Origin of the sequence: Candidatus Merdisoma sp. JLR.KK011, assembly GCF_036941125.1 — a bacterium.
Lineage (GTDB): Bacteria > Bacillota > Clostridia > Lachnospirales > Lachnospiraceae > Laedolimicola.
The window spans coordinates 1598263-1621060 of the sequence record NZ_JAYWSZ010000003.1; the positions used below are offsets into that span (position 1 = coordinate 1598263).

At 47.3% G+C, this 22798-nt stretch carries 22 protein-coding genes; 2 read left to right on the top strand and 20 right to left on the bottom strand.

Going from position 1 to position 22798, the window contains the following annotated elements:
• Positions 1 to 11: 11 nt before the first annotated feature.
• From VV089_RS08615 to loaP, 9 genes are all read right to left on the bottom strand, one after another.
• Positions 12 to 1052, bottom strand: coding sequence for a glycosyltransferase (locus VV089_RS08615; protein ID WP_334335619.1), 1041 nt, complete (start codon positions 1050 to 1052; stop codon positions 12 to 14).
• 28 nt (positions 1053 to 1080) lie between these two features.
• Positions 1081 to 2058: an ATP-grasp fold amidoligase family protein gene (locus VV089_RS08620; protein WP_334335621.1), complete on the bottom strand. Its 978-nt coding sequence runs from the start codon at positions 2056 to 2058 to the stop codon at positions 1081 to 1083.
• Positions 2059 to 2089: 31 nt separating this feature from the next.
• Positions 2090 to 3415, bottom strand: coding sequence for a nucleotide sugar dehydrogenase (locus VV089_RS08625; RefSeq protein ID WP_334335622.1), 1326 nt, complete (start codon positions 3413 to 3415; stop codon positions 2090 to 2092).
• A 43-nt stretch (positions 3416 to 3458) separates the two neighbouring features.
• Complete coding sequence (locus tag VV089_RS08630) at positions 3459 to 4226, bottom strand: glycosyltransferase family 2 protein (RefSeq protein WP_334335623.1); 768 nt, start codon at positions 4224 to 4226, stop codon at positions 3459 to 3461.
• Positions 4216 to 4917 carry a sugar transferase gene (locus VV089_RS08635; RefSeq protein WP_334335624.1) on the bottom strand — a complete coding sequence of 234 codons (702 nt, stop codon included), beginning with the start codon at positions 4915 to 4917 and terminating at the stop codon, positions 4216 to 4218. The genes VV089_RS08630 and VV089_RS08635 overlap by 11 nt, the downstream gene beginning before the upstream one ends.
• A 50-nt stretch (positions 4918 to 4967) precedes the next feature.
• Positions 4968 to 6254 (bottom strand): DegT/DnrJ/EryC1/StrS family aminotransferase, encoded by a 1287-nt coding sequence (locus VV089_RS08640; protein ID WP_442891506.1) that lies wholly within the window; start codon positions 6252 to 6254, stop codon positions 4968 to 4970.
• Between the two features lie 63 nt (positions 6255 to 6317).
• Complete coding sequence (locus tag VV089_RS08645; RefSeq protein WP_334334700.1) at positions 6318 to 6833, bottom strand: transcription termination/antitermination NusG family protein; 516 nt, start codon at positions 6831 to 6833, stop codon at positions 6318 to 6320.
• 16 nt (positions 6834 to 6849) lie between these two features.
• Positions 6850 to 6981 (bottom strand): hypothetical protein, encoded by a 132-nt coding sequence (locus tag VV089_RS08650; protein WP_334335625.1) that lies wholly within the window; start codon positions 6979 to 6981, stop codon positions 6850 to 6852.
• A gap of 83 nt (positions 6982 to 7064) precedes the next feature.
• The gene (loaP, locus tag VV089_RS08655; RefSeq protein WP_334336231.1) at positions 7065 to 7616 is read right to left on the bottom strand and encodes an antiterminator LoaP; all 552 of its coding nucleotides are present in this window, start codon (positions 7614 to 7616) and stop codon (positions 7065 to 7067) included.
• Positions 7617 to 8198: 582 nt separating this feature from the next.
• On the opposite strand from loaP, the gene VV089_RS08660 reads away from it, so the two are divergent.
• Complete coding sequence (locus VV089_RS08660) at positions 8199 to 9599, top strand: MATE family efflux transporter (protein WP_172543602.1); 1401 nt, start codon at positions 8199 to 8201, stop codon at positions 9597 to 9599.
• A gap of 28 nt (positions 9600 to 9627) precedes the next feature.
• On the opposite strand, the gene rlmH is transcribed toward VV089_RS08660, so the two are convergent.
• Together rlmH and VV089_RS08670 are read right to left on the bottom strand one after the other, a co-directional pair.
• Positions 9628 to 10107 carry a 23S rRNA (pseudouridine(1915)-N(3))-methyltransferase RlmH gene (gene rlmH / locus VV089_RS08665; RefSeq protein WP_172543594.1) on the bottom strand — a complete coding sequence of 160 codons (480 nt, stop codon included), beginning with the start codon at positions 10105 to 10107 and terminating at the stop codon, positions 9628 to 9630.
• Between the two features lie 101 nt (positions 10108 to 10208).
• Positions 10209 to 11279, bottom strand: a complete 1071-nt coding sequence (locus tag VV089_RS08670; protein ID WP_172543593.1) for a response regulator — start codon at positions 11277 to 11279, stop codon at positions 10209 to 10211.
• Between the two features lie 160 nt (positions 11280 to 11439).
• Between VV089_RS08670 and VV089_RS08675 the strand changes: the two genes are divergently transcribed.
• Positions 11440 to 12078, top strand: a complete 639-nt coding sequence (locus VV089_RS08675) for a hypothetical protein (RefSeq protein ID WP_334335626.1) — start codon at positions 11440 to 11442, stop codon at positions 12076 to 12078.
• Between the two features lie 84 nt (positions 12079 to 12162).
• Here the strand turns inward: VV089_RS08675 and VV089_RS08680 are convergent, their stop codons facing one another.
• The 9 genes from VV089_RS08680 to VV089_RS08720 all read right to left on the bottom strand — a co-directional run bounded on the left by VV089_RS08680 (position 12163) and on the right by VV089_RS08720 (position 22789).
• The gene (locus VV089_RS08680; protein ID WP_334335627.1) at positions 12163 to 12936 is read right to left on the bottom strand and encodes a DUF1266 domain-containing protein; all 774 of its coding nucleotides are present in this window, start codon (positions 12934 to 12936) and stop codon (positions 12163 to 12165) included.
• A 228-nt stretch (positions 12937 to 13164) separates the two neighbouring features.
• Complete coding sequence (gene gltA / locus VV089_RS08685; protein WP_172543590.1) at positions 13165 to 14550, bottom strand: NADPH-dependent glutamate synthase; 1386 nt, start codon at positions 14548 to 14550, stop codon at positions 13165 to 13167.
• Positions 14550 to 15434 carry a sulfide/dihydroorotate dehydrogenase-like FAD/NAD-binding protein gene (locus VV089_RS08690; protein WP_334335628.1) on the bottom strand — a complete coding sequence of 295 codons (885 nt, stop codon included), beginning with the start codon at positions 15432 to 15434 and terminating at the stop codon, positions 14550 to 14552. Before VV089_RS08690 ends, gltA begins: the two co-directional genes overlap by 1 nt.
• A 124-nt stretch (positions 15435 to 15558) precedes the next feature.
• Positions 15559 to 15861 carry a Dabb family protein gene (locus VV089_RS08695; RefSeq protein WP_172543588.1) on the bottom strand — a complete coding sequence of 101 codons (303 nt, stop codon included), beginning with the start codon at positions 15859 to 15861 and terminating at the stop codon, positions 15559 to 15561.
• A 3-nt stretch (positions 15862 to 15864) separates the two neighbouring features.
• Positions 15865 to 16803: a chitobiase/beta-hexosaminidase C-terminal domain-containing protein gene (locus tag VV089_RS08700; RefSeq protein ID WP_172543587.1), complete on the bottom strand. Its 939-nt coding sequence runs from the start codon at positions 16801 to 16803 to the stop codon at positions 15865 to 15867.
• Between the two features lie 35 nt (positions 16804 to 16838).
• Positions 16839 to 19508: a DNA translocase FtsK gene (locus VV089_RS08705; protein WP_334335629.1), complete on the bottom strand. Its 2670-nt coding sequence runs from the start codon at positions 19506 to 19508 to the stop codon at positions 16839 to 16841.
• 84 nt (positions 19509 to 19592) lie between these two features.
• Positions 19593 to 20276, bottom strand: a complete 684-nt coding sequence (locus tag VV089_RS08710; protein ID WP_334335630.1) for a trimeric intracellular cation channel family protein — start codon at positions 20274 to 20276, stop codon at positions 19593 to 19595.
• Between the two features lie 29 nt (positions 20277 to 20305).
• A complete protein-coding gene (locus VV089_RS08715; RefSeq protein ID WP_172543584.1) occupies positions 20306 to 20992 on the bottom strand; it encodes a YoaK family protein in 687 nt (228 codons plus the stop codon).
• Positions 20993 to 21100: 108 nt separating this feature from the next.
• Positions 21101 to 22789: an AAA family ATPase gene (locus VV089_RS08720; RefSeq protein ID WP_334335631.1), complete on the bottom strand. Its 1689-nt coding sequence runs from the start codon at positions 22787 to 22789 to the stop codon at positions 21101 to 21103.
• Between the last annotated feature and the right edge of the window lie 9 nt (positions 22790 to 22798).

Below are 22798 nucleotides of genomic sequence, written 5' to 3' on the forward strand. Positions count from 1 at the left end.
ACATAGTATGGTTAAAGTCCCATCTTCCGTATTATTTTCCCCATGATTACATCCGGGTGATACTTCCTGGCTTCCTCTAAACATTCTGCCCTCATGCTGTCAATGTCTTTACTGTTTTCAATCGCTTTTAATATATTCTCTGTCAGTCCTTCCGGCCTTTTCCAGTCATACACATAACCGGTTTTCCCATTATGAACGTATTCAGAATTAAACGCCCAGCTGCTTGCAATCGTGGGAAGTCCGGCATTATAACAGTCAATTAAAGTTCCGGGAAAACCTTCCCCTTCCCAGGTAGTAGGAAACAGATGCATAAAATAATTTTTTAATACTCCTACGGCTTCATTGGAAGGGACACATCCTTTATATTCCATGCAGTCACTGTAACGTTTTTGCAGCATTTCAAACTCTGTCTGGTATTCTTTTTCTACCGGGCCGTATACATGGAGAACTGCTATGTGCTCTCCTCTGATTTTATTAACCTGCTCTATCGCTTTAACTGCAATTGTTATACCTTTTGCCTCTGAAACACGGCAAAAGGTACAAAAACGAAAAGGTTTGCAATGCGGCTTTTGTATCTCAGAAACAGCTGCCGGTCTGATACGCCGGAAATTTTCCAGATACTCGGCATTTTTCAGCCCCTTATCCGTTAATTTTTTTACCATCACGGATGATTGAACCCAGTTAACTTCAAATGAATTCATATATTTAATAAAATCCGGATACCTCTCCACCGTTTCAGGCAGATTGCCGCCTATGACACGATGATAAATAGAACGTTTAAATAATTTATTTGAATAGTATAATAAAGGCAGGAAAAAGCGTAATCCATTTACGGATAACATAATAACTATATGGGAGCAGAACAGCATACAGACCAGCCAGTGAATCATGACGCTAAAAGGACGTCTGCGATACTGATATGTGTCTACAACATACACTTTCCGGCCTGTCTTTTTTCCAAGCTCATCTTTCCAGAGTCTTGTAGAAACAGTCTGTCCGTCATATAGATTTTTTCCCTCTGCCACGCAGCCGATAATCCCTATTCGCTCCATTTGTACCTCTTCCTGTTTCAAAAAAGATTCAGCAATACTTAGAATCCATTTTGCTTAAATTAATCCACGACCCCATCTGTACGGCAAATTCCTGGGGTGAAAATTTCTGATATCCGGACGAATGATAAAACGTTAATTCTCCGAAATATATTTTTTCATCAAAATAGTACAAGTCAACTCTCACCGCCGGAAAATCCTCTGATAATATCTCTGCTATCTTTACAAGTTTATCTAACTGCCTCGGACATACTGCCTCAATATCATTTTTATTCGGATATTCTATCCGGCCCGGAATTCTATTCCAGGATGAATCATAAATATTTCGATAATAATTTGCCTGTTTAACTCCATTTACCACGGAATCTATATCTACAGAAATAGCTTTCACCTTTCCGTCGAAGCAAAAAAACCGGTAATCCTCCGGAGGATTACCGTTAGAAGGTTTTAAAAGCTCTTCGATAACTATCCTGTTAGGCACTCCCTTATAAGCCCACTCCCGGCCATACGTATAGTAGTCCTGTCTGCACCATTTTCTAAACCTCGTTTTAATTTTTTGAATCTCTTTTTCTGTTTTTTTATAACATACATAATTAAAACTGGAACCGTTTGTCAGCTTTACAATAAATTCTTCCGGCAGAGCATCAAAATCTACATCTTCTATTGATTCATATAATCCATAACAGGGAATCAGAATATCATCATATTCATCTCCATGTAATTTCTGTTTTACATAGTTACGCACTTCATATTTATCTACGCATTGATGAAGCAGCGGATCCCGATAATATAATTTCATCCATTGAATCTTTTCATTATAAGTCTGCGGATGTTCCAGATCAAGTTCCAAACCGGTACGTAATTTATACTGTCTGATGATAAAATCTCTGTCATTGTCATGCTTCGCCCTATACCGGTTGTACTGCATATTAATAAGCTTTAAACGCCACGCTAATTCATCATTCTTTTTTAAAGCAGACTTAATCCCTTTTATAATTTCAATCTGCATTCTGTTTTCTCCTTGTGTCTCTATATCTGAATCACAGTCTCCAATAATTCATCCCCGATTCCTCTAGATCTGCCACCTTAAAAATACCCTTCACATCTACTAAAACCTTTTCTATATCTTCGCCTTTTTTAAACAGCTTTTTAATCTGCGCCAGCTCTAACGTTTTGAATTCTTCATGTGCTACGGTTATGATTATACAGTCAACATCTTCAACATTCTCCAGCCGGGCGAGCTTCACTCCATACATATTTTCTGCATCTTCTTCATTTGCCCAGGGATCAACAACAATCGGAGAAATCATAAATTCGTTTAGGCGCTTTATAACATCACCAACTTTACTGTTTCTGATATCCGGAGTGTTCTCTTTAAACGTCAATCCCAGAACAGCAACTTTTGAATGCTTTGGCGCCTGGCCGGATTCAATCATCTTTTTAATTGCCGCATCAGCCACGTATCTGCCCATGCTGTCATTGACAATCCTGCCGTTCAGTATAATCTGGCTGTGATATCCGAGTTTTTCTGCCTCATACGTAAAATAATAGGGATCGACTCCGATACAATGTCCCCCTACCAGACCTGGTTTAAAACCCAGTGCATTCCATTTGGTATTCATGCCGTCTATTACTTCATTGGTGTCTATCCCCATGCGATCAAACACCATTGCCAATTCATTCATAAAAGCAATGTTAATATCTCTCTGGCTGTTTTCCACCACTTTGACAGCTTCTGCCGTTTTGATCGTGGATACCGGATATGTGCCGACTTCAATCACGAGATCATAAACTTTTTTAATTTCTTGAAGTGCTTCATGATCAATGCCAGAGACAATCTTATGAATATTTTCCAAACGGTGTATCTTATCTCCCGGGTTAATACGTTCCGGAGAATAACCAACTTTAAAATCTATACCACATTTCATTCCTGACTCCTGTTCAAGAATCGGAATACAGATATCTTCCGTAACACCAGGGTATACCGTTGACTCATATACAACGATAGAATCTTTACTCAGATTGCGGCCAACGATCCTAGAAGCGTCTGTTACAGGCGCAAGATTGGGTGTATGATCCATATTGACAGGAGTAGGTACTGCTATCACATGAAATTTTGCTTCTTTCAGAAAGCTTTCATCTGTTGTAAAATGTACCATTGTATTTTTAATTGTTTCATCCCCTACTTCTTTCGTGGGATCTATCCCTCTTTTATACAGATCTATTTTTTCTTGATTTAGATCAAAGCCAATTACATCTACTCCTTTTCCTGCAAATGCAACAGCAATCGGCATTCCTACATAACCCAGCCCTACTACCGACAGCTTTTCTTCTTTGTTTAACAGCTTCTCATAAAGTGATGCCATATCATTCCCCTTTTCCTCATGTACATACTGCAGCCAGCCTTATTTATTTTATTCTTAATGTTTTTATAAAACACCAGTAGCCAATATGAAAAATACTTCTTAAAATACTCAAATGCTCTATATCTCTGTAAAGGATCCAATGATATTTAATAACCTTCAGCTTATTACTGGAAATAGAATTCTGGCGAATTCGATAACGCATCAGAACCTCATCCATTCCCCATATATATTTTTCTTTTTTTAACATTGTAAGCCACAAAGCATCATCATTCCGTTTACGAATATTGGGAACTTTAAATTTTCCCATATTTTCAACATTGTACATTACGGTACTATTCCCCACTGGGCAGTCAAGAAGCATTCGATTATAATTGCATTTCTTTCTGGGTCTGACAATTCTTTTCAGACTTCTTCCGTTTTCCTTTATCTGCTCATATGCAGTACATGTAAAATTGTATCCTGTTTTTTTCATAAACCTTAATTGTCTTGCAAGCTTGTCCGGCATCCACAAGTCATCTGAATCACAGAACGCTATATATTCACCTTTTGCCTGCTCCATGGACACATTTCGGGCTGTCGCCGCCCCAGAGTTTGTTTCCAGACACCAGTACTTTATTCTTGGATCTATTTCCATATACCTCGCTGCTATTTCATGTGTATTATCCGTAGAACAGTCATCCACAATGAGCAGTTCCCATCTCGCATATGTCTGGGCTTGAATTGACTCTATTGTCTCTCCAATAAATGAGGCACAATTATATGTTGGCATTATAATAGAAACCAGCCCTTTTATCATTTTCTTACCTTTCATTAAGAGGGTTCTTTCCACACACGGAAAAAAACGTCATAAGCATAACCCCAATATCATTCCAAAACCCAACCCCCTCTATCCCCCTAAGATTCCACCCCATCTTCTTAGGCAGAATCTCCTCTATATAAATCCGCTCCGGATCTTCTGCGTTATCCAGCAGCTTCCCCTCATCCTTATAATATATAGAAGCAAGGCTTGTAATCCCCGCCGGCAGAAGCAGCGTCGCCCTCATCTCCGGCGTATACGCCTTCACATACTTAGGCACCTCCGGCCTCACCCCCACAAAAGTCATATTCCCCTGGAGCACATCGATAAGCTGCGGCAGTTCATCCAGCCTCTTATCCCGGATTAACCTGCCCGCTCTTGTGATCCTGCTGTCGTCTCCTGCCGTCACCAGACTTCCCTTCTCATCCGCCCTGTCTATCATGGAGCGGAACTTGTGAATCCGGAATTTCCTCCCATACTGGGTCACCCTGACCTGCCGGTAAAATACCGGGCCCTTTGAATCTGCTTTTATCATAATTGCAAGAATCAAAAATAACGGTGAAAGTAAAAAAAGCAGTATGACTGACACCGCAATATCAAACATACGCTTTAATAGAAGGATGTTCTTTTTTCTGTACAATATATCATAATACTTCCTTACCTCTTTCACCTGCATATACTGCGGCAGATCTTCCCATTTTCTCAAAGTCATTCTCCCATTTTCACCTTTCCCGAAACCTTTTCCTGGGCTTAAGCCTATTTGGGGGATTTCAGATACCCAGCCAGGATACTGCTGTACTTCTCCAGCACATACTCCGCCTCTTCATCCGTCAGCTTCGTATGCAGCGGCAGTGTTATCTCATTCTCAAACAGCTTATAACTGTTGGGGTAATCCTCGATCAGAAAGCCCAGCCTCTTATATGCCGTGTGCATAGGCAGCGGCTTGTAATGGACATTTGCCGCAACCCCCTCTTCTGCCAGCTTTTCTATGATCTCCTGCCGCTCCCTAAGGCCTATGCCCGGAATCCGGGTCATGTAGAGATGGCCGGAGGATGTATGCTCTTCTGTAAAATGCGGTAACACCTCCACCCCAAGCGGCTTTAATACGGAATCATACCGGCTGATAAGCTCTCTGCGCCTCCTAAGCATATCCGGATACCTTTCAAACTGGGCTATCCCCATGGCGCCCATAATGTCCGTCATATTGCATTTATACCAGGGCCCCACAATGTCGTATTCCCATGACCCGAGCTTTGTCTTGGCAAGAGCGTCCTTGCTCTGTCCGTGGAGGGAAAACAGCTGCAGCCGGTGATATATTTCTTCCGCATCCCTGTCCTTCAGCTTCCAGGCCAGAGCTCCCCCCTCAGCCGTTGTAAAGTTCTTGACTGCATGGAAGCTGAAATTGGTGAAATCTGCAATGGATCCAATGGTTCTTCCTTTATAAGAGGCCCCCAGGGCATGGGCTGCATCCTCCACTACGGCCACGCGCCCGATTGCTTTCTGAAGCTTGTTGGACGGATGGAAAAGCCCTTTCTTTCTCTCCAGGATTTCAAATATCCTGTCATAGTCGCAGGGGATTCCGCCCAGATCCACGGGAATGACCGCCTTGGTATGCTCATTCACAGCCCTCTCCAGGGCGTCATAATCCATTTCCACGCTCCCTTCCCGGCAGTCCACCAGCACAGGCTTTGCGCCCACATGGCAGATTACCGAGGCGGATGCCGTGTAGGTGTAAGCACAGGTAATGACCTCATCCTCTTCGCTGCCGTATATCCCGTCTATGCCGCAGGAATCCTTTCCGATTCCAAGAAGCCGCAGGCTCATTTCCCCGGCTGCGGTCTGGCTGTTCAGACAGACGCAGCCGTCTGCCCCGGTATAGTCTGTCAGCAGTGCCTCCAAGGCTTTTACCTTCGGCCCGGTTGTAATCCAGCCGGAGCGGAGCGTGTCTGTAACCTCCCTGATTTCTTCTTCTGAAATGTCCGGAGGCGAAAATGAAATATTTATTTTTTTCTCTGCTGTTTCACTGTTCCTGTTAAGTTCCATTGCTTTCCCCTTAATCTATCCTAATAATGCTTCAGACAGCTCCTGCCCGTTTTCCATATTCCTCTAATCCCCTTTCAGCCGGATCCCCATCAGAATCTCCCGGCTCCTTCCAAACAGATGCACCCGGATAACCACATACCGCAGGCGGATCCGTTTTTTTACCACTTGATCCAGATATTTCTTCAGAGGCATTCCGCAGGCTGTGATATTCCCCTGCACGTCTGTTTCTACTGGTGAAAGGCGCACCGTATGCTCCTTATCCCCATTAAGCAGCTCCTTTAAAAATTCCTCTTCCTCCGGTGAAACGGGATAAAATTCTTCTTCCTCTTTTCCAAGTATCTTTGTATAGGAAGAAACCCGTTTCAGCTGCTGGTACAGTTCCTTTGGATGCTGTGTGCTTATAAATACATATCCAGGAAACAGCCGCTCCACATGAACCCGGCAGCTTCCCTGGATGCGCCAGACCGCTTCCCGTTTCAGCAGGAAACATTCTTCATAAATGTCTGCATCCACCGTCTTTCGTATTTCCTTTGCGGCCTCTTCTTCATTTCCGGTGATCGTCTGTACGGCGTACCACATACTTCTGCTCCTCCCGTTATCCCTTTCCCGTAAGCTCCAAAAGTCCCTGCGTATCTCCTGTCAGATAAACTCTGTGGCTGCCAAAAGATACTTCACGGTATACTGGCAGGATATGAAAATGGGTATGCTTCGCCATTTTGCGGCCCATACCCCAAATAAAATCTTCTTCCTTTATAACGCACTTCTACCTGCTCCGCAGTCTGAAACTGTAGAACAGATATGATACTTTTTCTAACTCTTCGACACAATCTCCAGCCCCACCTGCATCTCCCGCAACCGCCCCACAGAGGGCATCCCCACCCGGGCAATCCTTTTGTGGCGGTCAATCTTCTGGATGAGATTCTCCCTTCCCCTCAAAGGCCCTTCCGTCACAACAGTCTGTCCGTCCCGGATATATCCCCTGGACATCCGTGAATGATGGCCTGATCCGCAGAGCATCCGCAGAAGCTTCTCCTCCTCCGGTTCCACCCGTACAAGCTTTCCGTCATTTTCAAACACAGAAAGCACCTGGGAATATTGCCTCAGTTCTTCCCGAAGCTTGTCCTCATCCCTGCTTTCCAGAAACAGATAATCCGGAAACAAAAGCTGGCGTTCCAAATGCCATATACCACCATAACGGCGCATGCGATCGTAGGTGAACACAAAAGCATCCTCCAGAGCCTCCCGGGTCAAACGCTGCTTACATACGCCCAGCAGTTCTTCTTCCTTTTGATTGGGACAGTAAAGTACATACCAGATAACAAAGACCCCTTTCTGTGCTTCCCGGTTTCTTCTACAAAATATAGGAACCGTTCAGCGCCTGCATTTTTCGTAGAGTAACCTGCTCTACGAAACCAAAAAGAAATAATTTATATATTTTTCTAAATTTTGTAATTTCAATATGTCTTTCACCACACCAAACAGAGCACTATTTTCTTGTATCTGTTAAAAAAAGGGGATTTTTATATGATTTGACAAAGAATACAATGAAAAAATTAGAATTCAGCTTGAAAAACTTCATAGATCTGGTTATAATAATAAACGTTGAACATAAAACCTAATCTTTTTCTTCGTAGAGCAGGTTACTCTAAGAAAAATAAGCAGAACTTCGGTTCTGTTTTTTTATTTTCAATAGTTCTCTTCTCTCGATACAAACAAACCTTCACCGCAAACCGCCCTCCTACCCGTCATCTCCAAAAAATTCTGCCTTCAAAGCAGAATTTTTGTCATTTTCCCCTCTATGGAAAATCCAGCTTTTTACAGGCTTCTCTGATTTTCACAGACCTGAAAATCTTTCTTGAAAGCTCTTGCACTTCCCTCTTCATTTTATTATAATAGCGCAGATATTGATAGAAACCGGCTGGCGAAAGCTTCAGCCGCATGAGGATGAAAATTATGGAAAAAGATATGACAAAGGGCAGCCCGGCGAAAATGATTCTCGGCTTCACCCTTCCCATTTTTATTGGAAACGTATTTCAGCAGCTTTACAGCATGGCTGACACCATCATTGTAGGAAAATATGTAGGAACGCCGGCGCTGGCTGCCGTAGGCTCCACCGGAACCATTACCTTTCTGATTCTCGGCTTCCTTATGGGCATGACCGTAGGCTTTACCGTGCTCACGGCCCAGCGCTTCGGAGCAGGAGATATGGACGGCATGCGCAAAACGGTAGGAAGCGCTGCCCTGCTGTCTCTGGTCGTTTCTCTGGTTATGACGGCAGTCAGTATGCTCGGTATGCGTCCTTTAATGAAGCTTATGAACACACCCGATGATATTTTTGCAGATGCTTATACTTATATTATGATCATCTGCGCCGGAATCTTTGCCCAGGTGCTCTATAACCTGCTCTCCTGCATCCTCCGGGCACTTGGGAATAGCAAAACGCCTCTGTATTTTTTGATTTTAGCGGCCTTTTTGAATATTGTATTGGATCTGGTACTGATTATCAACTTTGAAATGGGGGTAGCCGGAGCTGCTCTCGCCACTGTGATTTCCCAAGGCGTTTCCGGCCTTCTCTGTCTGATTTATATTATAAGGAAGGTTCCTCTTTTAAAGCTTAAAAAGGACGACTGGCTTCCGGACGGGCATCTGGCCCGGATTCAGATGGGAATCGGCTTCCCTATGGCCCTTCAATACTCCATCACAGCCATAGGAACTATGATGATGCAGTCTTCTCTGAACCTGCTTGGCTCCCTCTCCGTGGCAGCCTTTACGGCTGCCAGCAAGATTGAGCAGGTAGTCACCCAGGCTTACGTTGCTCTTGGCACCACCATCTCCACTTACTGCGCCCAGAATGTAGGAGCCGGAGATCTGCAGCGCGTGCGCCAGGGCTTCCGGGCCTCTACGCTGATAGGCTTTGCCTACAGTATTCTGGCCTCTGCCTTTGTAATGACAAGTGGGAAATATCTGACCTATCTCTTTGTGTCAGAGCATGTGCTGGATATTATCGGAAAGGTTGATCTTTACCTAAACTGCATCGGCTATTTCTTCCTGCCTCTGACCATTGTAAATATCTACCGGAACGGCATCCAGGGCATGGGCTTCGGTCTTCTGCCTATGACAGCCGGCATAGCTGAATTGGCTGGCCGCGGCGTGGTGGCTGTCATTGCCGCAAGGCAGCACAGCTACTTAGGTGTCTGCCTGGCAAGCCCGGCTGCCTGGGTTCTGGCCGGATCGCTGCTGATAGGTATGTATTTTTACATTCTAAAGGTTTATGGGAAAAAGCTGGGATCTGCCCACTGTGAAGAGCTCTTGCCGGAGAAAAAGCATTCTCCCTGCAGAACCTAAGACTTTAGAGGATCAAAAAAAGAGAGCCTTACTTATGATAAGGCTCTCCCTTCATAATCCGAAACCCGCGATACACCTGCTCCAGTAAAATCACACGCATCAACTGGTGCGGAAAGGTCATGGACGAAAAGCTTACGGCCTCGTCTGCCTTCTGCATCACGGCAGAAGACAGTCCCAGAGACCCTCCAATCACAAAAGCAATATGGCTCTTCCCTCTCACGCCAAGCTGCTCAAGCTTGCGGGAAAACTCCACCGAATCCAAAGCCTTCCCCTCAATGGCTAAGGCGATCACATAAGCGTCCTCCTTAAGCGCTTTCAGGATACGCTCTCCTTCCCGTTCCAGAATGGCCGCTTCCTCCGCCTGACTTGCTCCGTCCGGCGTTTTCTCATCAGGCAGCTCTATGAGTTCCAGCTTACAGTAACGGCTCAGCCGCTTGGCGTACTCTTTCACGGCCTCCGTATAATATTTTTCCTTAATCTTCCCCACGGCAATACATGTGATCTTCAATAAGCCCTCCTACTCCAATACCGCATTCCAACGCCGTCCCGTCAAACTTCCCCCCTCCAAAGGTACGCCGGATGCCGCACTTCCACACCATGTCTTTCACTTTATTCCTTAGAATGATCAATCTGATTTCGAATCTTCTGCATCTGATAATCCAGCTCCTCAATGGAATCTGCACAGATCTTCAGCTGCCGCACAATTTCCTCCGTATTATCCACAACCTTCTTATACTTCAGCTTGTGCTCCAGGCTCGCCCAGAAGTCCATGGCAATGGTTCTAAACTGAACCTCCGCCATCATATACTTCTTCTCTCTGGACAGATAAACAGGCACGCTGATAATCAAATGCAGGCTTCGATATCCGTTGGACTTCGGGGCCTGGATATAATCCTTTCTCCTCTGCAGGATAATGTCATCCTGCTTAATCAAGAGATCCGCCAGCCGGTAAATATCATCCGGAAAGGAACAAATCACACGGATACCCGCCACATCCTTTAAATTCTCCTGAATGCTTTCTACCGTCACCGGATATCCTTTCCGCTCCAGCTTTTCGTAGATGCTCTCCGGAGATTTCAGCCTGCTCTTAATAGATTCAAAAGGATTCCGTTTATACTCCTGGGAAAATTCCGCATTTAGGATCTTAAGCCTCGTTTCAATCTCCATGATCGCTGCCTGATATTCCAGCATCATACGGTGAAAGGGCTCTGCTTCCTTAAGCTTTTCCGCCTGAATCCGGATAATCTGATCCTGCTTTCTGAGCATCACCGCCTGCTCCTCGACCTTCCGCTCCAGCTGATTTTTCCGGGTATAGAGCCGCATGGCATTACGGATGCGGTTTTTTACGATAACACGCTCAAAGGGCTTATGAATAAAATCCGAAGCCCCCAGCTCCAGGCATCTGCTCTCTGCCTCTACCGCCAGCTCACTGCTGATAATCAGCACCGGAATCTTTTTCAGCCACTCCTTTTTGCCCATTTCCGCCATTACGGCATAGCCGTCTATATTCGGCATATGCAGATCCAGAAGGACGGCTGCCATTTCTCTTGGGTATTTGTCAAGAAACCGCAGAGCCTCCCTCCCGTCTGCCGCCGTCTCTACCTGGTATTCATCCTTCAGCATATCGCATAGCAGCTCGCGGTTCACCTCCGCGTCGTCCACTACTAATATCCTTTGCATAATAACACTCCTTTTCCCACAGGCCGGGAATTGTAACTTCAAAATCTTCTCTTATTATAAGATTTTTAAGACAGAATTTCAATTATTCCAAGGATGTTTTTCTTGACACAAACGTAAAAATTTCAGATAATAGTTCACAGATAGAAAGGAGGACACAACCATGGCCTGGTGTCCCAAATGTAAAAATGAATATCGAGAAGGAATCACCCACTGTCCTGATTGTGATATAGATCTGGTAGAGGAGCTTTTACCGGAGCAGGAAGAGGACTTTGAGATTCCCGAGGACTTTGAATTTCCGGAGGATTTTGATCCGGCCGCCATTCTGGATGAGCCAAAGGAGAAGCCTGCATATGTGAAAGCTTACAAAAGCCCGGAGGAACGCTATGCAGACATGCGCTCTTCTGCCTGGACTTTTGTATCGGTAGGCGGTATCGGACTTGTGATTATGATCCTGGCTCTCACTGGAGTTCTGACCTTTCCTTTCCATGACTTTGCCCTGATTGTAATGCTGCTGCTTTTTGCAGGCTTTTTTGCAGGCGGCATGGTTTCCTTCCAAAGCGCAAAAAAGCTTAAACTTCTGGCTGCTTCAGAGCATGCGTTTATTGAAAAGGTTACAGACTGGTATCATTTGGAAGGTATCCACGCAGAAGCCGTGACAGCCCTGGACGTTTCCCTGCCCGAGGAGCTTTTTTACCTTCGCAGATATGAGGCCGTCTCCGAACTGATACGGGAACATTTTCCGGATATTCAAGAGGATCTCCTGAATAAGCTGGCTTCCGATTTCTGCGAGGAAGCATAAAGATAGAAAGGGAAGGAAGGGCGCATATCACAGCCCATTCCTTCCCTTTCTATCTTTATGCTTTATTTCCAGTGTCCATATGTCTTACCACGTCTTTTCAAGCTCCATATGAAAATCCACCTCATAAGGACTGTCGTCCCTGGTCTTGATCTTCTCATATAAGGCTCTTCTGGAGGAGCTGCTCTCCTCGGACCAGAATTCATAACCGCGCAGATAGCTGTCCATCAGCTCATCCCAGGAATCATAGAGGGGCTGTATCTTCTGGGCAATCTCCAGCGACAAGTCAAGAACCTCCTCCTTGCCGTAATAGCCTGCAATGTAATAATATCCCAGAAAGCTCATGGCCCGGCAGTAGTCCCAGCCTGTGATGGCATCAATTCCGTATTCCTCATACATCTCATACCAGCTCACATAGAGGCCGGCCCGATCCTCGCCGCCGATATCATAATGCTCAATCAGAAAGGCTTCCCTCTCTTCCTTTGGGATATCGCTCATACCGTCCCTCTCCATCGTCTTTACAATTCTGGCAAATTCCGAACGCTGGCCCTTATCCCGAATGGTTTCCAGATTAATGTCCGCTGAATTCCAGTCTGTAACCCCCCACCGTTCATTTAAAAGCTTCCGGACGTCTTTCCGGTTTTTCTCTGTATTCGTAAGGCCTCCAAAGAGATTGTAATCCCAGTTGTTCGTCTCCGTCAATATGGCGTAAGTAGCATTAAACCAACGGACAGTATCCGTCAGCTCTATCTCCTCCAGCAATTCCTCCTTCTTCAAACCGCACCCTGTTGTGCCTGTGATAGCGAGAACCAAGATCATACAATAAGCTGCCACTCTTTTGAAGTTAAATTTCTTCTTCATAAGCCCTGCCCTCCTGGCCTTTCTTTTATGGTAACATTGTGGAAAAGGCTTTGTCAATCACTGATTATTATTTTTCTGACATTTTCTTTTACTGTATAATAATTCTGCTGTTTTTTCAAAAATCTTGTAACAAAAAGGCTTTGGAATGCATCATATACACTCCAAAGCCTCTTATTGCTGTCATAATTCCGACAACGTTCTTACCCTCAGTGGACAAGGGTATACTCGCTATTTGCTCAAATACTCGTGAATTCCTCTGGCCGCATCCTTGCCTGCGCCCATAGCAAGAATCACGGTTGCCGCTCCGGTTACCGCATCGCCGCCGGCAAATACGCCTTCCTTGGAGGTAGCTCCCACATCCTCGCTGGCAACGATACATTTCCTCCGGTTGATCTCCAGGCCCTTGGTCGTAGAAGAAATCAAGGGATTGGGGGAGGTGCCCAGGGACATAATCACTGTGTCTACCTCAATATCAAACTCAGATCCCGGAACCTCAACGGGACGTCTCCTTCCGGAGGCATCCGGCTCGCCAAGCTCCATGCGGATGCAGCGGATCCCATTCACCCAGCCGTCCTCGCCTACGAGAATCTCCGTGGGATTGGTCAGCAGATCGAAGATAATGCCCTCTTCCTTTGCATGGTGAACCTCCTCCACACGGGCCGGAAGCTCTTCCTCGGAACGGCGGTAAACAATATGTACTTCAGCGCCCAGACGCAGGGCAGTACGTGCGGCATCCATAGCCACATTTCCGCCGCCTACTACGGCAACCTTCTTGCCGATGGCAATGGGGGTATCGTACTTGGGATCAAAGGCTTTCATCAAGTTATTTCTGGTTAAGTACTCATTGGCAGAGAACACGCCGCAGGCCGTCTCTCCCGGGATTCCCATAAACTTCGGAAGTCCTGCGCCAGATCCGATAAATACAGCGTCATATCCTTCCTCCTCCATCAGCTCATCAATGGTTACAGACTTGCCGATGATAACGTCCGTCTCAATCTTAACGCCCAGGGCTTTTACATTCTCCACCTCGGGAAGCACAACGCCGTCCTTGGGCAGACGGAACTCGGGAATTCCGTATACCAGCACGCCGCCGGCCTTGTGGAGAGCCTCGAAGATCGTTACGTCATAACCAAGCTTTGCCAGATCTCCGGCGCAGGTAAGGCCCGCCGGGCCGGAACCGATAACGGCAACCTTTTTGCCGTTCTTTTCTACGGTAACCTCCGGCTTAATGCCCTGCTCTCTGGCCCAGTCAGCCACAAAGCGCTCCAGTTTGCCGATGGAGACCGGCTCGCCCTTGATACCGCGGATACAGCGTCCCTCACACTGGCTCTCCTGGGGGCATACGCGGCCGCAGATAGCCGGAAGTGCGGAGGACTTGCTGATAACCTGGTAAGCGCCTTCAAAGTTGCCTTCCTTTACCTCTTTGATAAAATCCGGAATATGAATCTGTACGGGACATCCTTCCATACACTTTGCATTCTTACAATTGATACAGCGCTGGGCTTCCTCTACTGCCTCGTCCTTGTTGTAGCCAAGGCATACTTCGTCAAAATTTGCAGCACGAACCTTCGGATCCTGCTCTCTTACCGGTACTTTCTTTAATACGTCTCCCATTATTTGTCACCTCCGCAATTTCCGCAGCCGCCGTGATGGGTGTCTCCCTCCTGGTAAGCCAGAAGGCGTCTGCCCTCCTCGGTCTTATACATGGCCGCACGCTTCATAGCCTGGTCAAAATCAATCAGATGGCCGTCAAATTCCGGTCCGTCCACGCAGGCGAACTTCACTTCGTCCCCTACCAGCACACGGCAGGCGCCGCACATACCGGTTCCGTCCACCATAACCGGATTCATGCTGACAATGGTAGGAATGCCCAGCTTCTTCGTGGTCAGACAGGCAAACTTCATCATAATCATGGGGCCGATGGCTACACAGAGATCGTACTTGTGACCCTCGCTCACCAGCTTTTCCAGCATGGCGGTTCCCACGCCGTGGAAGCCGTAGCTGCCGTCGTCGGTACACAGATGGAGATTGCCCACCTTGCTCATCTCATCCTCCAGAATCAGAAGCTCCTTCGTTCTGGCGCCTACGATAATATCGCACTCGATTCCATGATCGTGAAGCCATTTTGCCTGGGGATATACGGGAGCCGTTCCCACGCCGCCGGCGATAAATACAACCTTCTTTTTCTTTACCTCTTCCAAATCATCCGTTACCAGCTCAGAGGGCTTTCCTAAGGGGCCTACAAAATCCTCAAAGAAATCGCCTTCCTTCAGATCCACCATCTTGTGGGTGGAAACGCCGATGGGCTGGAACACGATGGTGATGGTTCCGGCCTCTCTGTCGTAATCACAGATGGTCAGCGGAATACGTTCTGCCGTCTCGTCCACTTTTACGATAATAAATTGTCCCGGCTCGCAAGACTTTGCCACTCTTGGAGCATGAACGACTTTCATGTAGACATTTGCAGAGAGCTGCTCTGCTTTCAAAATCTTGAACATATGCTTCCTCCTGGAGTATCATTTTTGTACAGTGCCTTATTTTCTAATATATATGCTTATCCACTGCGCAGAATTACTCATCTCTAATATCATAATGCAATTTTCGTCAGATTTCAACTAAAACCTACATTTCATAATCAAAGCAGACCCGGTCGCAGGCGGCGGGCTTAATCACTTCCTCCGCCACTGCCACATGAAGGGGATGTACTTGGTAGGCATCCAGATCCTCCGGCGTCTCAAGCTCCGAAATCAGCAGAAGCTCCCGGCTGCTTCCAGGAAGCCGGTTCAGGCGCATCTCTGCAAATGCCAGCCCTTTAATCTGCCCCACCAGAGCCTTCAGGCGTTCATCTGCCTCCCGGGCCTTCTCCTCCTTTTTTTCCTCCGGGAAACCCTCCCTGAAATTCCACATTACCAGGTGTTTTACCATGCTTTAGTCCTCCTTGTCCATATCTGGGTTATATTTAAATTCCAGCCGGTATATCTGTACCAGCGGTTCGCTGACCATGCCCTTTTTGTTGATTGCCACTGCGCTTAAGAGATTCTCTCCCTCTGTCAGTTCAATGGGCTTTTCATAACGAATGCTGTCCTGCGTGGGCTCCGTGCCGTCCAGCGTATAGTAAATGGTTCCATATTCTGCTTTCAGTTCCAGCGTAACATAATAATGATAAGTTCCCTCCGCCATATCACAGACAGGCTTTTCAATCCGGTAAGGCTCCAGCTTCTCCTTAATCCCCTCGTACTCGCATTCCTCTATTATTTCCCCGATGAGATTTGTCTGTTTCGTCTGGTTCAGCAGCTCCATCAGCTCAAGATAAAGCTCCTCTAGCTCATATTGATCTCCTCTGCAGGCTGCTTCCACCAAAATGGCATCCTTCATGCATTCCAGTGCAAGCTCCTTTGCGTCCAGCTGGACATAAGCCTCCGCCAACAGGCGCAGCGGCTCTATGTCGCCTCCCTCCGTATTGCCCAGAAGGCTTTGTGCCTGTTTGAGAAAAGGAAGCGCGTCCTCATACTGCTCCGCCTCCATGCACTCTCTTCCCTTTTTCAGCTGATAGGAATAATTGTTCTGCTTTCCCATGGAGCGATAGGAAAGAAGGAAGATCCCAAAGCAGACCAGCACAGCAAAAAATGTACACAGAAGCTGCCAGAACAGCTTCGACTGCCGGAGCTTTTTCTTTAGCTGCCCTGGCACAGGCTTTTGTTCCATATGTAATTGTTCTTCTGTTTCCTTTTGGGATTCTTCCGGCTCTTGACCAATCACCATTTCATCTAAAGGATCGTAGTCCGGAACAATCTGAAGCTCCTGCAGGCAGACATTACAGTAAATGCTTCCTGCTTCCAGCTCCGCACCGCATTTGGGACACCGCATGTACTTCCCTCATTTCTCTTCCAAAGACACCTGCTTTATACACATTCCTCTATGTATTGTTCAAATTCTTCCATCGTCATCAATATCTCTCTTGGCTTTGTTCCTGCTTCCTCCCCCACGACTCCAGCCTCTGCCAGCTGATCCATAATCCGGGCTGCCCGGTTAAAGCCCACCTTGAACCACCGCTGCAGCATGCCGATGGAAGCCTTGTCTTTTTCAATAATGAACTTTCCGGCTTCCGCAAACAGTGCGTCCCGCTGGGGCCCTTCTCCCGAAGCTCCTGTGTCAAGTGATGCCGGCTGAACGGTATTCATATGCTCCTCCACCTCATTGCTGTAGGAAGCCTCAGCATTGGTATCCTTCAAAAATTCCACCACAGCGCTTACTTCCTCATCGGAGACAAAGGCGCCCTGGACACGGACAGGCTTGGGATATCCATAGGGATAAAAGAGCATATCGCCCTTTCCCAGAAGCTTCTCCGCCCCGTTCATATCCAGAATTGTCCGGGAATCCACGCCGGAAGACACGGCAAATGCTATCCGCGAGGGCATATTTGCCTTAATAAGGCCAGTAATAACATTTACGGAAGGCCGCTGGGTTGCAATAATCAAATGAATGCCGGCCGCTCTCGCCAGCTGCGCCAGACGGCAGATGGCATCCTCCACCTCTCCCGGCGCCACCATCATAAGGTCTGCCAGCTCGTCCACCACAATGACAATCTGCGGCAGCTTCTCCGGCTTATTCTCATCTTCAATATGCTCGATTCCCTTGATTTTCTCATTGTATCCCTGGAGATTCCTTACGTTATAATCCGCAAACAGCTTGTAACGCTTTGTCATCTCCGCCACCGCCCAGTTTAAAGCGCCGGCCGCCTTCTTGGGATCCGTAACCACCGGAATGAAAAGATGAGGAATTCCATTGTATACGCTCAGCTCCACCACCTTAGGGTCAACCATAATCAGCTTAACCTCTTCTGGGTCGGCTTTGTAGAGAATGCTCATAATCAAGGTATTGATACAGACAGATTTACCGGATCCTGTGGCTCCCGCAATCAGCAGATGGGGCATCTTGCCGATATCCGTCACCATAATCTTTCCGGCAATGTCTTTTCCCACTGCAAAAGCGATTTTTGACTTGTGGTTTTTAAATTCCGCAGATGCAATCAGCTCCCGGAAGGATACAATGGCATTTTCCGCATTGGGAACCTCAATACCTACGGCCGCTTTTCCCGGAATCGGCGCCTCGATACGCACATCGGCCACAGCCAGGTTCAGCTTGATGTCATCCGCCAGGGATACAATCTTGCTGACCTTCACTCCCTGATCCGGCTGAATCTCATAGCGCGTCACCGACGGCCCCTGGCTTACATTGGTCACGGTTACCCCTACGCCAAAGTCACGTAAAATCTGCTGCAGATGAATGGCTGTCTCCTTAAGAATCCGGTCTGCGTCTTTATTTTCATTATTTTTTACCTGTCTTAAAAGCCGAATAGGCGGATACTGATAAGGCGCCTTCTTGAAAATGCGCTGTCCGCCGCCGGAGGACGGAATATTCGAATGGGCCGTACTCTGTCCGCTCGCCCGGGAAACAGGCTCCACACGGCGGACGGAATTCTCCGGCGCAGGCTGTCTTGCAAATTCCCGGGAAGCAGGCGCCGCGCTCTGCCGTGTATCCATACGGGGAGGCTCCTCCGGTTCCGGTTCCGGCTCCTCCTCTTCCCATTCCTCCGGATAAGCCTCCTCCTGTACGGCTTCCGGTTCCGGCCGAAGCTCTCTTACGGTCTCTGTTTCGATCTGATCTGCTGCTTCTTCCTCTTCTGCCTCCGGTTCCTCCTGGAGCTTTCTCTGGCGCTGGATGGGAATCTCAAACATCTCGTCCAAATCCTTCAGATCCGGTTCCTCCGACAAGGTAATCTCACGCATCTCATCCGTATAGGCTTCTTTTTTGATGGTAGTTCCCTCCAGGGCCACGCCGGAAATCTTCCGCTCCATGCGGCTCTTTTTCCGTTCCTCTTCCTCTTTTGCTTCCTGCTCCTCCATGGCCTTTCTGCGGGCTTCCCTGCGTTCGCCGGCCAGCGCCTTATGGCGTCTCGCATCCTCTCTGGCCGTATTGTAGACCTTTTTGCTGCCTGTCTTGACACCGCTGATAAAGGAACGCTCCGTGATCACAACGACACAGATAATCAGAAGCACCAGAAGCACCAGCCAGGCTCCGATGGTTCCGAAAGCCCCCGTAAGCATCTTACTGAGCAGGCCTCCGAAAAAGCCGCCTCCCGTTTTATGCTCTGCGCTGTAAGCATAGAAAGCCCCAGCCGTCCCTGCTCCTTCTTTTTCGCCGCTGACAAGCTGTGCAATTGCGCACAGAAGAAAGAACGCCGTTCCCATAGCCGCCGCTTTTATCGCCGCAATGGTATTCTCCCGGTTGGAAATGGAAAACGCCGTAAGCAGAAACAGCCCGATTGGCAGTAAATATGCAAATATTCCAAAAAGACCGAACATCACGCTGCTGACAAATCCGCCTGCAGCCCCGCCAATGCCGAAATTGCTGATAAGCAGAAGAACGGACACGGCAAAAAGAACGAGTATGAGAACCTCATCCCGAATGAATGCCGTCTCTTCCCGTTTTTTTGCCGCTGCCTTTCTGGACGCCGCTGTCGTTTTCTTTTTTGTACTGGCCCGGCGTCTGCCGGATGTGCCTGTTGCCATAACCTTTATGTCCCTCCCAGTTCAAACTAACCATTCGACATTGTATCATTTTTCTTTGGAAAAGTAAACAAGCAGGCTGCGTATTCATCCAATCCGGGGCAGGTTCCACCGGTAATGCATCGCCAAAAGGCGCACAAGAATTACAACAAGGGCCCCCAATGCCATAGCGGCCAGCTCTCCAAGTCTTTCCCCTGCGTATACACAGGCAAAAGCGCCTGCAATGGATGCGCAGGCATAGATATGCTTTGTCAGTATATAGGGCTTTTCCTGCGCTATCACATCCCGCAGCAGTCCGCCTCCCACGCCTGTGATAACGCCGACAAAGATCAAAAGAAACCTTTGATCATATCCAAGCGTCCGGGCCGTATTGATCCCCATTACCGTAAAGATTCCAAGCCCAAGGGCATCAAAGAGTGTCATCGTCTTATCATAGGCCGCCGCAAGCTTCTCCGGCAGGGCGCGCACTCCTTTAGCATCCCCAGAGGGTATGCTCTGACGGGAGCTGCGCAGGGTATATATAACAAGAAACAGAAAGATTGATACCCCTAAAGCTACCATGGTATATACGGGATTCCGGAACATATTCGGGGGTGTGCAGCCCAGAATCAGATCCCTTATGACTCCGCCTCCCACAGAGGTGATAACTCCCAGAACGCCGACACCGAATAAGTCCATGTTCTTGCGGATGGCCAGCATGGCCCCGGAGGAGGCAAAGGCGATGGTTCCCACAATTTCCATGGTAAATAAAACGATTTCCGAATAATCCACGTTTTTTATCCTCTCTCAAAAATTCCACGCTATTTCTCCGGCGGCGCCTGCTCCGCCGGGGGGATAAACATAATGACAAATACCATAAGCAGCAGAAGGCAGACAATAAGTACGGAGCGTTCCAGAAAAGCCCGGGTTATGGCCGTTCCCAGGACTGCACCCAGGATAAAAAAGAGAATAATGCCGTAATATTGCAGACTCTTTTTCCGCGCTTCTTTGTCTTTGTTGATGTTATAATAAAAAAGCTGCTCTGTGGCGCTGCGCAGATTCCCCGTGCACATGGTAGTGGCATAGGCGCTGCCGTTAAAACGCCGAAAGCTCTCCACCTGCATGGAGCATACAAAGGACACTGCAGAGTTGATAAGATCATCACACACGCCGGAAGGGGTAAACGCTATCACCCACAGTACCACAAACTCAATAACAATCACTATCTGCCTCCAGTGGAGCCCCGGATTATAGCGGAATTTCCTCCGCACGTACTCCGTAATCAGGATTCCCGCCATAAAGGCCAGGATCGGGTACATATAAAATAAAATCTTGTCCCAGTTCTTATCGGCCACATTAATGCCTAGAAGGACAATATTGCCTGTCTGGGCATTGGCAAACACGCCGCCCCGGCAGATGTAGGTATAGACATCCAGATATCCGCCTGCAATGGCCAATAAAACACCCACCAAATAGGACTCCGATGCCTTTTCCAAACGAAGCTTCATGTTTTGGCGCTCCTTTTTGTAAACTGTTTATCCTTTTTGCCTTCCTTTTAGTATAGCGAATTCTTTTTGATATTACAAGTCATCCCAAGGAAACATGCCCCCTCTTCTTTATCCCCGTCCAATCAATACTTTTTTCCCACAGAATGCAAAGCCGTACTTTCTTATCCGCTCCTTGGCAATCCCTTTTTCCATAAGCGCAGCCTCATAATTCTGCTCGTCAATCTGTCTTAAGGCTGCCTGCACTGTGTCGGAAAGCTCACGCTCCTCCTCCTCGTCCTGCACCTTGAATTCCAGAATCATCCCGTCGTCCTGGACATTTTTCGGCTCCAGCATCACATCGTACCGGCCAAAACCGCTTTCACGGTTGGAGGTCAAGACATAACGGTCAGAAAGCTCCACCATCAGTCCCAGTACAAAGCCGTGATAGAACCGCTCCGGCTCTGAACCGGAGGGGCGCTTTCCTGTATCAAAATAACTGAAGGTCGCAAGCGCTACCCGGTTCATATAGGCATTCATGGCCTTTAAATCATTTTTCAGCAAGGCTTTTATAAATTCGTTATAGCTGCTGTCAGAACCGGAAAACCAGCCGCGGATCATATTGGAAAACATAATGCCCACTTCTTTATTGGTCAGTACCAGACTGTAATTCCACTGTCCGTTTTCCTCCGTGAATTCCACCTCAAGGGTTTTCAGATAGCCGCTTGCAAGCAGAAGGCTCCAGATAGAATTCTTCTTGCCGTAAAGCTCCCCGTACACAATCTGCTCATCTATCTCTACCTTGAGCGTTCCGCCTTTTAACAGATTTTCAAATTCCTGCTTGATTTCCTTATTTCCTTCCCGTATCAGCTTTCCTATCAGACTGTTGGAGCTGGAGTTTGCCCAATAGACGCCTAACCGCTTTGTATCAAGATAATTTAGGATTGACCAGGGATTGTAGATATCTGTCTGGCTTCCAAAAGTAAAGCCGTCATACCACCTCTTTACCTCCTGTTTGCGCTCCGGCAGTTCAAATTCTTCCAGTGCCGCAAAGACCTCTTCCTCTGTGAAGCCGAAGCTGCCTGCGTATTTATCCGAAGTAGTTGTTACTACCTTCAGATTATTCAGATCGGAAAAAATCGATTCTCTGCTCACCCTGGTAATGCCTGTCATAAGGGCGCGCTCCAGGTACGGATTCGTCTTAAAAGCCGCATTAAAAAGGCTTCTCGTAAATGCCGTCATCTCTTCCCAATATCCATCCACATAGGCCTCCTGCATGGGAGTATCATACTCATCCAGTAAGATGATCACCTTTTTCCCATAATAGCGGGACAGAAAATCCGACATTTTATACACCGCCCAGGTAGCCGTTACCTCCTCCATGCGGTAATTCACGCTGCGAAAATAAGCCTTTTCTTCCTCTGTCAGCAAATCGCCTTCCAAAAGAAATATATTTTTATTGTACAACTCCGTTAAAATCTGAAAAATCCTCTGGATAGCAGCCTTGTATCCCTTTTCCTTCACATTGGCTAAGGACAGGCTGATAACGGGATACGTCCCCTGGAGCTTTCGAAACTTTTCATCTTCCCAAACGGAAAGCCCTTCAAATAAATCCTCCCTCTTGGCATAGTTTACAGAGAAAAACTGCTCTGTCATGCTCATGGTAAGGGTTTTTCCGAACCTTCTTGGCCGTGTAATCAGGGTTACGCTGTCCCCGCTCTCCCACCATTCACGGATGAATGAGGTTTTATCTATATAAAAGTAACCTTCTCTTCGAATCGTCCCATAATCCTGACATCCAATACTTATTGTTCTCGCCACACATTTTCC